This window comes from Stenotrophomonas sp. 85239_Sma (genome assembly GCF_056481725.1).
The window spans coordinates 3,704,343-3,718,044 of the sequence record NZ_CM151163.1 but is presented as its reverse complement, the minus strand read 5'-3'; the positions used below and the strand labels follow the sequence as shown (position 1 = coordinate 3,718,044).

Here is a 13,702-nt window from a genome sequence, read left to right as displayed (position 1 = left end):
CCGGAACTAAAATCTGTTCATGTTCGTGAGTGCGCTGGCCAGGGCGTTGGTGGGGGCAACGGATCCAACCCTCTCCCCCACATCTTTGCCGCTGGGGCAGGCCGGTATTGCAACGGTCATCATCCCGGTCCACACTTCGTTGCCGATCTGAAGACGGCAACGATGACCCACAAGATCCCCCTGTTGATCGACACCGACCCCGGTGTGGACGACGCCCTGGCCCTGCTGATGGCCTTTGCCGATGAACGGCACGATGTGGTCGCCCTGACCATCGCCGCCGGCAATGTCGGCCTGCAGTACACCGTCCGCAACGCCCTCAAGCTCTGCGATATCGTTGGCCGCGCCGACGTGCCGGTGTTTGCCGGAAGCCCGGATCCGCTGCTGCATCCCTCCGTCGACGCTGCCCACGTGCATGGCAGTGATGGCTATGGCGACGTGGACCTGCCGCCGCCGAGCCGCCAGGCTGAAGCCGAGCACGCTGCGCTGGCCATCCTGCGCCTGTCGCACGAGCATGCCGGCGAACTGATGCTGGTGATGCTTGGCCCGCTGACCAACCTGGCGCTGGCACTGAAGCTGGACCCGACCCTGCCCCAGCGCATCAAGCGCATCGTGGTGATGGGCGGGGCGGTCACCTGCCACGGCAACATCACCCCGGCGGCCGAATTCAACATCGCCTTCGATCCGGAAGCGGCGCACGTGGTGTTCACCTCGTTCAAGCACCTGCTCGTGTCGGACTGGGAGGCTACCGTCGCCCACGGCCTGCCGCTGGAAGAAGCCGAGAAGTGGCTGCAGGCCGACTCCGATCGCGCCCGCTTCTATGAGCTGATCTCGCGCAAGACCCGTGCCCTGTCCGAAGACAGCAAGGGCGGCCGCTGGTACACCGCCGATGCGGTTGCCATGGCCTGGGCGCTGAACCCGGAAGGGCAGTTGCAGGTCGAATCGCGGCCGCTGAACGTGGAGCTGAACGGCACGTTCAGCCGCGGCGCCACCATCGTCGACTGGAACCGCCAGACCGGCCAGCCGGACAACTGCGATCTGCTGATGGCCTACGACCAGCAGCGTTTCGAGGCCCTGGTACGCCAGGCCCTGGGCGCGGACTGAAGCCGATCGACCGGCACCGGTTGCCCCGGGCGGCAACCGGTGCTTATAATGCCGCTCTTGACCACCAGCCCATTTACGGTGTGAGCCCATGAAGGCCGATATCCATCCGAACTACCGCGACGTCGTCTTCCATGACGTCACCTCCGATTTCAAGTTCCTGACCCGCTCGACCATGGGCACGAAGGAAACCATCCAGTGGGAAGACGGCAACGAATACCCGCTGGTCAAGGTTGAAATTTCCTCTGCTTCGCACCCGTTCTACACGGGCAAGCACAAGGTCATCGATACCTCGGGCCGTATCGACAAGTTCCAGAAGCGCTACGCGCGCTGATCTGTCGATCCCGCTTCGAACCGACGGCCGCGCTCTGCGCGGCCGTTTGTTTTTCCCCGACGCCTACCCAACGGGCGTTTGGATGGGCGGAACACTGCGTTCGTATGACAACGCTTTTGCCGATCCGGGCCGCTTGCTGGCCGGCTTCTGGCCGCCTGCCGTCTACGACTTCTGTCTAGCGCCGGGCAAATGCTGCTGTGCGATAATGGCGTGATCCACGACACAGGTCGTGGACGTCATTCACGTGCCTGACCAATGCGCTTGGGCAGGCGCCTTCCCATGAAGGAGCGCACACAGTGTCCGATCTTGATCAGGTCACGCTCAACGCCGGCGATAAGTCGGTCGTTCTGCCCGTCATCAAACCCACCCTTGGCAACGACTGCGTCGACATCGCGAAGCTGACCAAGGAAACGGGGTTCTTCACCTACGATTCCGGCTTCACCGCGACGGCCAGCTGCAAGTCCGCCATCACCTACATCGACGGCGACAAGGGCGTGCTGCTGTACCGCGGCTACCCGATCGAACAGCTGTCGGAAAAGTCGAGCTACGTCGAAGTGGCCTACCTGCTGATCAACGGCGAGCGCCCGAGCGCCGAGCAGCTGAAGGCCTTCACCGATGAGCTGACCGCCGAAGCCAACGTCGATGATTCGATCAACACCCTGATCGGCAGCTTCGCCAAGGATGCCCACCCGATGGCCATCCTGGCAGCCGCGATTGCGCAGCTGTCGGCCATTTACCACGACTCGCTGGACCTGTCCGACGCAGAACAGCGCCGCCAGGCCGCCGTGCGCCTGATCGCCAAGGTGCCGACCCTGTCGGCGCTGATCTACCGCCACGGCAAGGGCCTGCCGGCCAACAAGCCGGACACCTCGCTGGACTACGTCAGCCGCTTCCTGAAGCAGACCTTCGAGTCGGCTGACGGCCAGTACGATCTGAACCCGGACGTGGTCAAGGCGCTGGACCTGCTGTTCATCCTGCACGCCGACCACGAGCAGAACGCCTCGACCTCGACCGTGCGCCTGGTCGGCTCGACCGGCGCCAACCCGTACGCGTCGGTCGCCGCTGGCGTCACCGCGCTGTGGGGTCCGGCCCACGGCGGTGCCAACGAAGCCGTGCTGAAAATGCTGGAAGAGATCGGCAGCGCCGACAACGTCGAGTCCGCCGTGGTCAAGGCCAAGGACAAGACCTCCGGCTTCCGCCTGATGGGCTTCGGCCACCGCGTCTACAAGAACTTCGACCCGCGCGCCAAGGTCATCGGCGAGATGACCAGCAAGGTGCTCAAGCAGCTGGGCGTGCAGGACCCGCTGCTGGACGTGGCCGTGAAGCTGGAACAGGCCGCGCTGCAGGACGAGTACTTCGTTGCCCGCAAGCTGTACCCGAACGTCGATTTCTACAGCGGCATCATCTACAAGGCGCTGCAGATCCCGACCGAAATGTTCACCGTCATGTTCGCCCTGGGCCGTACCTCCGGCTGGGTCTCGCATTGGCTGGAACAGCAGGTTGATCCGGAAATGAAGATCGGCCGCCCGCGCCAGGTCTACACCGGCAGCGACGTGCGCGACTACCAGGGCTGATCGCCCCGCGTAGGTTGTGCCAAGAACGCCCCGCATCCGCGGGGCGTTTTTTTTGGGGGAGCGGACCTGACAGGTGCGGACCGTGGGACCGCACGATCCTCTGGAGTCGAGCACGGACTCGCCGCTGCACGCGCGCGCTTCAGGATCTGAATGCTTTCTGACAATGAATGTCGCTTTCACATCTTTTCGGATCTATTGCATAGGCATCACATCCGAGGCGATAGAACCTGCGGGTACCACTCAACCATGGAGAACACCATGAACCGACTGCTTGCCGTTGCCCTCATCGCCACGCCGCTGGCCGTGCTGAGCCCGCAGGTGTCCGCGCAGTACACCGGCCCAGGCGCAGGAACCGCTGTCAGTACCGTCAACGACGCGCGCGCCCAGCGCGACGACCACCCGGTGTTGCTGCGTGGCAACCTCGTCACCAAGCTTGGTCACGAGCGCTACCAGTTCCGCGATGCGAGCGGCCAGATCGAAGTGGAGATCGACGACGAAGACATGCCGCCGCAGGCCGTCGGTGCTGATACCGTGGTCGAGCTGCGTGGCAAGGTCGATACGCATCGGTTCAAGCCGACCGACATTGATGTTGATCACGTTACCGTGGTGCCCGCGGGCTGAGGCTCGCTTGTGGTGGCGACATGGCGTGAGTCGAGCCACGCTCGACTCACGCGCCAAGCGCGTATCAGAAGAGCAGCCGACTAACAGTCGACTCTACAAAAGCAAGGCAATGAGGTTTCTTGCATTCCACAAATGAGGGGAATTGCATAACTCTCAAACATTGAACGCCCTCAAGGATTCTCCTTAACGTTCAGTGTTTTAGGAAAGCTTGAATGGTCTGCACAGCAAGGGGTTTCTAACATTCTCTCCGTCGCCCGCACCCATCCCCGCGGGCGGCGCTTCCCTCCCTTTTCTCCTTGGGGAGGGGAGCTTTCATATTCCCCCTTGTCCGAGAGAGACAACAATGCACGCCATTCTCAAGAAGGCCGCGCTCGCTGCAGCGCTGGCCACGGCTTCGCTGTCCGCGCATGCCGTGGAAACCAAGATCTCCGTCTACGCCGACGTCGACCCGACCCTGGCCCTGCTGCGTGATGACGGTACTCCGCTGCCGGATATGGTCACCCTGACCCACGACCCGCTGCGCGGGCTGATCCCGGATACCCAGCGTGTGCGTATCCATTCCAATGATGAGAAGGCCGACATCGAGGCCCGTATCGACGGCCCATTCGTCCTGGCCAACGAGACCGGCACCGTCACCATCCCGATGACCGTCAGCCTGAACAATCGCACGCTGGATGCCACTGCGATTGAGTACAAGGCGGCTGATCTGTTCACGGGTGCTGGCTCTACCCCGGGCGCCTCGATTTCGATGCCGTTGACCATCGCCCAGACTACCCCGGCGCCGATCACCACCAAGGGCCGCTACGGCGGCATCGTCAGCGTCGTGCTGAACCAGAAGGCCACCACGCCTTAATTCCCGCGCCGGCCCGCACGCCGGGCCGGCTGCTTTTCCAGCGGTACCCCCATGACATCACACGCCCCCGCCATCACCCGGCTGGCGGTCGCGCTCGCCCTGGCGTTGTCCACTCCACTGGTGGCCGCACGCGGCGTCCCGCCCGGCTTCGAGGATCTGGTCGAAGGCCAGACTGAACAACTCGACATCCAGCTGTTCGGCCGCTCGGCCGGGCTGTCGCCGGTGCGCGTGACCCTGGAGCACGTACAGCTGGAAGATCCCGCCCGCGTACTGCAGGCGCTGGATCTGCCCGCCGAGGCGCAGGCCGCGCTGTTGCTCGCGTTGTCACAGCCCATGCCGCGCAACAGCCACCTGGCCTGCCGCTACGGTGGGGCCACCGCCGGCTGCGGTTATCTCGATCCACCGGAAGACCCCGCCACCGTGCGCGCGCTGTACGACGAAGGCGAGGGCGCGCTGCGCCTGTTCGTCGCCCGCCAGTGGATTCCCGGCAAGCCGGCTGCCGAGCGCTTCCACCGCGTCAGCGCCAACGCCGAGAACGCCTTCCTGCACCAGCAGGTGATCAATGTGAGTGGCAGCCGCGACTACCAGACGCTGTCCGCGCGAGGCACCGGCGTGCTGGGCCTGTTTGATCGCGGGCATGTCTCCGCCGAATGGAACTTCAACCAGCAGCGCTACCGCAGCCGCGGCAGTGACAGCGCGTTCGAGTTCGACAACGTCTATTACCGCCACGACTTGGGGCAGGCGCATTATCTGCAGGCCGGGCGCATGGATCGCCGCAACCTGTCCAGCCCACAGGGCGGCACCTTCAGTTTCAGCATGCTGCCGCTGGACCGCTTCCAGGGCCTGCGCGTGGGCACCACCCAGGCCTACGTGGACGCTGATGCTGCCGTGCAGGCCACGCCGCTGACCGTACTGCTGGCGCGCGACGCACGCGTGGATGCCTACGACGGCACGCGCCTGCTGCAGACCTTCTACCTGCAGGCGGGCATCAACCAGATCGACACCCGCAACTTCCCGTTCGGCAACTACAACGTCACCCTGCGCATCTACGAAGATGGCGTGCTGGTGCGCAGCGAAGACGCGCCGTTCGACAAGGGCGGCGACTGGACCAACAGCCAGTGGCAGTGGTTCGTGCAGGGCGGCAAGCGCAGCGAGCGCCGCAGTGATCGCTTCGGTGGCGAACGCGTGGCGGTGGCTGGCATGCGTGTGCCGCTGGGCCGCGACGTGGCGGTGGTGGCCGGCGTTGCCGACCTCGGCGGCTTCCGCTACGGCGAACTGCGCGTGGACCTGCGCCGCCTGTACGCCACCCAGGAACTGCGCGCCAGCTTTGGCGGCATGCGCGGCAGCGATGGCAGCACCGGCCAGCAACACCAGCTGTCGTACCGCCGCACCGCGTCCTGGAACATCTACCAGCAGCGCATGCGCGGCAAGGCCTGCCAGTTCGAGGCCGACGCGCGCGATCAGCTGGGCTGCACCAACTCGCTCACCGCTTCGATGGCGCTGCCGCTGGCCGGTGGCAGTGCCTATGTGGGCTACACGCGGCGCCAGACCTGGCGCGCAGGACGCATGCTGCCGGGCGCAGAAGACGATCCGCTGGCCGGGCTGGACCCGTTGCTGCCGCCGCCGGCACCGTGGCAGCGGCGCGAGCCGCAGCTCAGCCGCACCTGGCAGGCCAGCTTCAGCCGCAGCCATCGCTGGCAGGATTTCAGTGTCTCCACGCGCGTGGGCGTGTGGCAGCAGCGCGCCAGCGACAGCCTGCGCGGCAGTGACCAACGCGACCGCGGCATCTACTTCAACCTGAGCCTGACCCGCCTGCTGCGCGGCACCGCCGGCAGCGGCCAGCGCCGCTACAGCGTGGACGTGCGCCAGCCGCAGCATCAGCGCCCGGACATCAATTACAGCGTCGGCCACAGCCTGCGCCAGGACGTCGATGCGCAGTACCGCGAGCTGTCGGCCGAACTGCGCGCCAACAACAGCGACCGCTACAGCGCCACGCTCAGCGGCCAGCTGCAGAACAGCCTCGGCCAGAGCGGCGCCACGCTGGCGCACTACCAGCAGCGTGGCCGCAGCGAGACCGCCTACAGCGGCATGCACAGCTCCGGCTTCGCGCTGGGCAAGCGCGGCTTCTACTGGAGCGGCAGCAATGGCGCCGACGCCGGCTTGGCTGTACAGGTGGCCGACACCGATGACGTCGACCTGCGCGGTGTGGCGGCCGAACTGCAGGTGGGCGGCCTGCGCAGGCAACGCCTGCAGATTGGCGAGCGCCGGTTGCTGCCGTTGTCGTCGTACCAGTCGCATCGCGCCGAAGTGCAGGATGCCAGCACGCTGGACAGCATCGCCGCCATCCGCGTGACCGGCGTGGGTGGCGCGCGGCCGATGTTCCTCAGCCCCGGCCGCCTGATGCGCATGCCGGTGCCGATCGAGGTGACCTACACCTTCATCGGCAACGCCAAGGATCTTGCCGGAGCGCCGCTGGGCGGCGCCCGCATCCTCAACGCGCCGGTGCCCGGCACCAGCGCCAACGGTGGCTTCGTCGCCGACTTCCCGCGTCGCGAGACAACGCTGTACCTGCTGCAGGACGACCGCCTGCTGCACTGCCCGCTGCAGGTGCGCGAGCGCCGCCAGGTGGTGCTGCTGGTCGGTGCCGTGCACTGCGAGCCGCTGGCCGTGGCCCAGCTGCCGCCGCAGATCCGCCAGCAGGCCCGCGTGACCCGCCTGCTGCAGGAACGCGCGTTGATTGCCGCCACGCCCCAGACCGCTGCTGCAGGAGGAACGCCATGAACCGGCGTGTGTTGTTGGTGTTGATGCTGGTGTGTGCGTTGGTGGTGTTGGCGCCCAGGGCGTGGGCGCAGTGGCCGCCGGAAACGCACCCGACGGATCAGAGCAGGGACATCGTGATGTCGTGGGATCGCTCGGCGGTGCCGGGTGATGTGGAGCTGTGGGCGCCGCGGACGGTGTTGGGGTTCAGCCACGACCTCGCGCTGAAGTATGGGCAGATCCATGTGGTTTGTGGGTCTGCTTCTGATGCTGAGTTTGGGCGGTGTCCAACAGTAGGCGAGCCCTCCCTTGCATCCGGAGCATCTGAAGTTGTGCTGCGTCTTGCAGAGCGCAGGACGGGGCTGATTGCGGAAGTCCGTGCAATTGGAAGCATGCGGAGAGTCATGTCAGGACGGATATGCACTGGTGACTTCTGGCACGACCGGGTGCGCCCCTTAGACTCAGCATTCTGGTTTCGATGCGGCGTAGGGGGAGGCGCAGATGATCCGCTTGGAACCGGCGTCGAGCTGATCCTGCCTCAGCGCGAGATCTCGCGGCTCGTCGCTGGCCACTGGAAGGCTACGATGCGCCTGAACATCAAAGCCGACCCTGCCGCAGCACCAGTAGCCACAGCCACCTTCAATTTCGATTTCACCGTCACCGACTACGACGCGATCTCGATCTACTTCCCCGGCTTCGATGGCGTTGCACCCCTGGTCAACATGGACCTGCGCTACGACCCCATTCGCAAGGTCGTCGCCGGGCGCAAGGACGTGGACATGTGCCTCTACGACGGTGTGGGCTCGCAGAGCGAATTCCTCGGCGTCACCGTGCGCGACAGCGGGCCTCGCCCACCGCCGGGGCGCGGCTTCGCGGTCTGGCATCAGGACGGCGGCAGCGACGACACCCAGCGCCTCGACTACCAGGTCGGCCTGAACTACGGCGGCAACCTGCTGGCGATGAAGCACGGCGAAGAACAGCTGCTGCGCGGCATCGACAGCGCGCAACTGCGCATGGTGCTGCTACCCGGCATCAGCCAACCCGTGTACTGCGTGCCCACGCCACTGACGCTGGAAACGCCGCCCACACCCATCGCCAGCAAACGCCCCGGTCTCTACGAGGGCGAGCTCACGGTAGAGCTGCGCGTGCCGACCGCCAAACCCTGATCACCACGGAGGCTCATCATGAAGAAGCTGCTGTTATGCCTGCTGCCGCTGAGCGCACTGCTGGCCCCACCGGCACAGGCCAATCTGTCCATTCATCCGATGCGCGCAGCGGTGGATGCCAAGCACGGCACGCAGATTCGCGTGTATTCGCAATCCACCCAACCGCAATACGTGCAGGCGCGCCTGTTGCGCATCTCCAACCCGGCACAGGTGGGTGAAGAAGAGATCGAAGTAGAGGCCGCCGATGCGGCGATTGCCATCACGCCCGGCAAGTTCGCGCTCAGCGGCGGCAGCAATCGCCTGATCCGGGTGATTCCGCTGCAGACCGTCGAAAAAGAGGCGGCCTACCGCATCTACTTCGAGGGGGTGAAGGGCCCCGACGGCACGATCCTGGAAGGCGACGAGCAGGCGGCGCAGGCCAACGTCGGCGTCAGCCTGGTCTGGGGCGCGCTGGTGAACGTGGTGCCTGCCAAAGGCCACGTGGATCTGAAACTACAGGGCAACACCCTGCGCAATACCGGCACGCTGCGGGTGGGCATTACCGGTGCTGCCGAATGCAACGCCGGTGGCGCGTGCACGCCGCGCGAGCTGTCCACAAGTCTCTACCCCGATGCTGCGCTGACCTTGCCCTTCCAGCTCCAGCCGGGCAACACCCTGCAGTTGCAGTACCGCCTGTCGAACGACGGCTATCGCGATCACGTGACGACCCTGGCGCCAAGCGCCTGACCTTCTATTGCCCCGCGCACGCGCGGGGCTTTGTTTCCCTTGTCCTGTTAAGGAAAGAACATGAATCACATCTATCGTCGTATCTGGAGTCATGCAAAGCAATGCTGGGTAGTTGGTAGTGAGCTGAGCGCATCGTGCGGCAAGCGGTCGTCAACCAAGCTCAGGGCGCTTGCTTTGCTGGTTGTCGCGTCGACGGCGTTCGCTGCATCGGCGAGTGAGAACGCGGAGCCTGTGTCTGAGAGCGAGCGGACGGTGGAGTGGGAAGCCGCGCGCTTTCTGGCTCATTCTCCGATGGTGTCTTCGCTCTTTGCAGCGCAACCGCGTGCGATCCACACCCAGCTGGCATTGCTCAACGATGCCTACTACAAGGACGCCACGCTCAACGGCGACATGCAGATGATTCTTGGATCCAGGTCCAGCATCAGCGGTTGGGGCTCAGTGGTCTACGGGACAGCGTCCTCATTGTCAGGAAAAGGCAGTGTTCTGGTAGGGAATGAAGCAGTCGCAAAAGGGGATAGAAATGTAGCGGTTGGCTACAAGGCAGAGGCAAAGAGCGGCTACTCGACGGTACTGGGTGCGAGTTCGGTTGCCTCGGGCGTCGGCACCACTGCTGTCGGTCACGATGCTCGTGCCTACGCTCAGAACTCCATAGCAGTAGGTAGTGGCGCCCGCACAGTTGAAAGCACGGCAGGTGTGTCCCGCATCGCTATCGGAGGGAATGCATTTGCGGGAACCGCTGGCTATTCCGGAGCCATTGCAGTGGGTGGCAACGCGCGTGCAGAGTTCAGCGGCGTTGCGCTCGGTCATCATGCGAAGGCACTGGCTAATGGATCTGCAGCCATCGGCGCCAACTCAGAAGCGACCGAGGCAAACTCGGTCTCCGTTGGCAACGCGTCTACCAAGCGACGAATTGTCAACGTGGCCGATGCGCGCTTGAGTGCGGCAAGCACGGATGCCGTTACCGGCAAGCAGCTGTTTGCAACGCAAACCCTTGCGCAATCGGTCAACAATCGGGTGGATGCGACGGCACTGGCGCTTGGCAAGGGAGCATTGGCAGAGTCGAATACCACCTATGGCGCAAGCACGGCAGTCGGCAACAACGCCAAAGGCTACAACGGCGCGAGCGTTGCGCTCGGCGATGACGCGCGCGCCGGCGTCGATGTGGCAGGAAACAAGGTCAATGGCAGGGCGGGCGGCGTCTCGGTGGGGTCCGGTACCCGGAGTGCGCACGGTGCCGTGGCCATGGGTCACAAGGCCGTTGCGGGTGGCAATTTCTCTGTTGCGATCGGCTCAGATGCCGTCGCCAATGAAGAGCTGAGTACCGCTCTCGGGAAAGCCAGTATCGCCGGGGCCCAGCAGACGACGGCCCTGGGGCGAGGAACGCAGGCAACGGCGAAGTTCGCCACCGCAGTGGGCAATCTTGCGAGGGCAACGGGCGTCAGTTCACTGGCCCTTGGAAACGGTACACACGCAGGGCACGAAAACGCAGTTGCGCTGGGGGCTGGTTCGGTCACCGCCTCGGCCAATTCCGTGTCCGTGGGCAACGCGAAGTCCACGCGGAAGATCCAGTACGTCGCCGATGGTGTGGTGGGTGCCGGCAGCACCGATGCCATCACTGGCAACCAGTTGTTCCAGACCAATACCCGGCTCACGGCCGTGGAGAAGACCGCCGGCGATGTCACGGGTGAGCTGGTCGCGGTGAAGTCAATTGCGCAGGCCGCGACGAATCGTATCGATGCGGCCACCTTGGCCTTGGGCAAGGGCGCCAGCGCGGAGAACGGCAGCTTCGGTATCAGCACCGCACTCGGCAACAACGCCAAAGCGTACAACGGCCGCAGCGTAGCGCTGGGCGACGACGCGCGCGCTGGCGTGGATGCGGACGGAAACAAGGTGGCGAACCAGAACGCGGGTGTCTCGGTCGGTGCCGGAACCCGTAGCGCCAACGGTGCCGTTGCAACCGGCTTCCGTGCAAACGCAAGCGGAAACTTCTCGATTGCTGTAGGCGGTGACGCTAAAGCCCAGGCTGAGCACGCTACGGCGGTCGGCTATCTGAGCAAGGCAGGCGCCAGCCAGGCAACGGCACTGGGTCGCGGTAGCGAGGCGACGGCAAAGTTCGCCAGTGCGCTGGGCAATCTGGCCAAGGCTTCGAACACCAGCTCCGTGGCGCTGGGTGACCGCGCTCAGGCCTCACATGAGAATGCCGTTGCGCTGGGTGCAGGTGCGGTGACCGCGTCAGCCAATTCGGTATCGGTCGGCAGCGCCAGCAGGAAGCGGAAGATCCAGTACATCGCCGATGGCGCAGTGGGGGCCGGCAGCACAGATGCCATCACCGGTAACCAGCTTCATGCCACCAACCAGGCCGTGACCAAGGCCCAGACAGCAGCTGACGGAGCGACGACCACCGCCAACGCTGCAAAGGTGGAATCGGGCAATGCGCTGGCCGAAACGGCGGCGCTGGGTGGCCTCGTCAACCAGGCCGCTGCCAATGAGAGTGTTCGCCTGGGACAGAAGAACAGTGGCACGCAGCTGGATGTGCGCAACAGTGCCAATGCGAACCGCAGGATCATGGGCGTCGCCGATGGGGACATCAGCGCGACCAGCAACGAGGCCGTGACCGGCAAGCAGCTCCATGAAACCAACGCGAACGTGACTGCGGCCCAGACGGCAGCCAGCGCAGCGAAGGTCAGCGCGGATACGGCGCTGGCCGACACCGGAGTGCTGAATGGCCTTGTCGGTCAAGTCGCTGTCAACGGCAACGTTCGTGTTGGCGAGAAGAACAGCGGCGCTTTGCTCGATGTGCGCAACAGCGCGAACGCGAATCGGAAGCTGACCGGTGTGGCTGATGGAGTAGTCAGCGCCAGCAGCTATGAGGCCGTCAACGGCAGGCAGCTAAACGTGACCAATGACAAGGTGGCGACGGTGGAGGGCATTGCCAGGTCTGCGGGTACGGAAGCTGGCGTGGCAAAGACGGATGCCGCCAAGGCGCTGGCTGAGACAACGGCACTGGGCGGGCTGGTGGCCCAAGGATCTGCGTCTGGGAGTGTGCGTTTGGGCGAGAAGAACAGTGGCACGATCTTGGATGTGCGCAACAGCGCCAATGCCAATCGGAAGATCAGTGGTGTTGCGGATGGCTCCATTGATGCCAGTAGCACAGAGGCCGTGTCGGGCCGTCAGCTCCACTCGACGAATAGTCGAATTGCGGATTTGGAGAGCGCCAATCACTATCTGAGCGTGGGTGTTGACTCATTCAGTGAGCGCGCAGAGGCGGCCTTGCTTGGAGTGGCTATTGGTGATTCAGCGAAGGCCGGAGCTGAAGGAGGCACCGCATTGGGAGCATTCGCAACAGCCGTTGGAAAGAACTCAGTGGCAGTGGGCCGTGGAGCTGGAGTCGCTGGTGGCGCCTCGGATGGTTTTGCGATGGGAGCAGGTGCTCAGGTGCATGCAAACAACGGAGTTGCGATCGGAGCGGGCGCTGTGGTTGGAGACTCTGCTATTGGCTCCATGGCATTGGGTGCAGACTCCGCTGCAGACGAGCCTGGAACCGCGTCTTTTGGCAATGCTACAACTCAACGTCGTCTGACCAACATTGCCCGAGGTACAGCCGACCACAACGCCACCACTGTCTCCCAGCTCAAGGATTCCCTCGCCACTCTCGGGGGCGGCGCAGGCATGGACGGCAACGGCAACATCATCGCCCCGACCTATACGGTGCAAGGCGGAACGCAGAGCACCGTCGAAGATGCACTGATGGCACTCGATGGCGCCGTCATCACTGCCGGCCGTCGCGCGGACAAGGTGGAAGGTCAGCTCAGTTCGATTTTCCAGGATTCACCTTCGGTCCGCGCCGACGGCGTCAACCAGCTCACCCTCGCCGGCGCCAACGGCATGGTCATCTCCAACGTGGCCAACGGCCTGATCGCGGCCGGAAGCCGTGATGCGGTCAACGGTGGCCAGCTGCATTCGATGCAGCAGCAGCTCAATGGCCGCATGGACGGTCTGGAGCAGCGCATCGACGATGCCCCGGCACCGCGTGCCCTGGCGTCGTCCTCGGTTCCGAAGCCGCAGGCCGAGGAAACTCCTGTGGTACCGGAAGGCAAGGACTCCCAGCAGGTTGCCTCGGTAGGCGAGGGTGACAAGCCCACGCCGCAGCCGAAGGCCAACAAGGACGACTCGCCGAAGCCGCAGGTCGACACCGCTGAGCTGGAGAAGATGCTGGCCCGCGCCAACGAGTACACCGATGGTGCGATCAGCAACTTCGAACGCCGCCTGGACAAGATGGACAAGCGCTTCAACCGCATGGCCGCGATGAGCAGTGCACAGAGCGCGATGGCGATGAATACCGCCGGCCTGGCCACCTACAACCGCCTCGGTGCGGGCGTGGGCTACAGCGAGGGAGAGTCGGCGATGGCGGTGGGCTACCAGCGCGTGCTCAACGAGAAGGGCTCGGCCACCTTCAGCCTCAATGGCGCGTTCACCAACAGCGGTGAGCGCAGCATGGGCGTCGGCGTAGGCATCGGCTGGTAAGCCATGCAGCCCCGGCATGACGCGCGTAATCCACCCCGTCGCGCCGGGG

9 protein-coding genes are annotated in these 13,702 nt (G+C 64.6%); all 9 read left to right on the top strand.

Annotated elements, in window-relative coordinates; translation table 11 throughout:
* Nucleotides 1–162 precede the first annotated feature (162 nt).
* Nucleotides 163–1,101 (top strand): nucleoside hydrolase, encoded by a 939-nt coding sequence (locus ACYKG1_RS17270; protein WP_478470995.1) that lies wholly within the window; start codon nt 163–165, stop codon nt 1,099–1,101.
* An 88-nt stretch (nt 1,102–1,189) separates the two neighbouring features.
* Complete coding sequence (locus ACYKG1_RS17265) at nt 1,190–1,432, top strand: type B 50S ribosomal protein L31 (RefSeq protein WP_005418951.1); 243 nt, start codon at nt 1,190–1,192, stop codon at nt 1,430–1,432.
* 296 nt (nt 1,433–1,728) lie between these two features.
* Nucleotides 1,729–3,006 carry a citrate synthase gene (locus ACYKG1_RS17260; RefSeq protein ID WP_014038331.1) on the top strand — a complete coding sequence of 426 codons (1,278 nt, stop codon included), beginning with the start codon at nt 1,729–1,731 and terminating at the stop codon, nt 3,004–3,006.
* 258 nt (nt 3,007–3,264) lie between these two features.
* Nucleotides 3,265–3,627 carry a NirD/YgiW/YdeI family stress tolerance protein gene (locus ACYKG1_RS17255; RefSeq protein ID WP_478470994.1) on the top strand — a complete coding sequence of 121 codons (363 nt, stop codon included), beginning with the start codon at nt 3,265–3,267 and terminating at the stop codon, nt 3,625–3,627.
* A 343-nt stretch (nt 3,628–3,970) separates the two neighbouring features.
* On the top strand, nt 3,971–4,480 hold the full coding sequence (locus ACYKG1_RS17250; protein WP_100473787.1) for a CS1 type fimbrial major subunit: 510 nt from the start codon (nt 3,971–3,973) through the stop codon (nt 4,478–4,480).
* Between the two features lie 51 nt (nt 4,481–4,531).
* Nucleotides 4,532–7,261: a TcfC E-set like domain-containing protein gene (locus ACYKG1_RS17245; RefSeq protein ID WP_478470993.1), complete on the top strand. Its 2,730-nt coding sequence runs from the start codon at nt 4,532–4,534 to the stop codon at nt 7,259–7,261.
* A complete protein-coding gene (locus tag ACYKG1_RS17240; RefSeq protein ID WP_478470992.1) occupies nt 7,258–8,403 on the top strand; it encodes a CfaE/CblD family pilus tip adhesin in 1,146 nt (381 codons plus the stop codon). Before ACYKG1_RS17245 ends, ACYKG1_RS17240 begins: the two co-directional genes overlap by 4 nt.
* An 18-nt stretch (nt 8,404–8,421) precedes the next feature.
* Nucleotides 8,422–9,129, top strand: coding sequence for a pilus assembly protein (locus tag ACYKG1_RS17235; RefSeq protein WP_478470991.1), 708 nt, complete (start codon nt 8,422–8,424; stop codon nt 9,127–9,129).
* A 60-nt stretch (nt 9,130–9,189) separates the two neighbouring features.
* A complete protein-coding gene (locus tag ACYKG1_RS17230) occupies nt 9,190–13,653 on the top strand; it encodes an ESPR-type extended signal peptide-containing protein (protein ID WP_478470990.1) in 4,464 nt (1,487 codons plus the stop codon).
* Nucleotides 13,654–13,702: the final 49 nt, after the last annotated feature.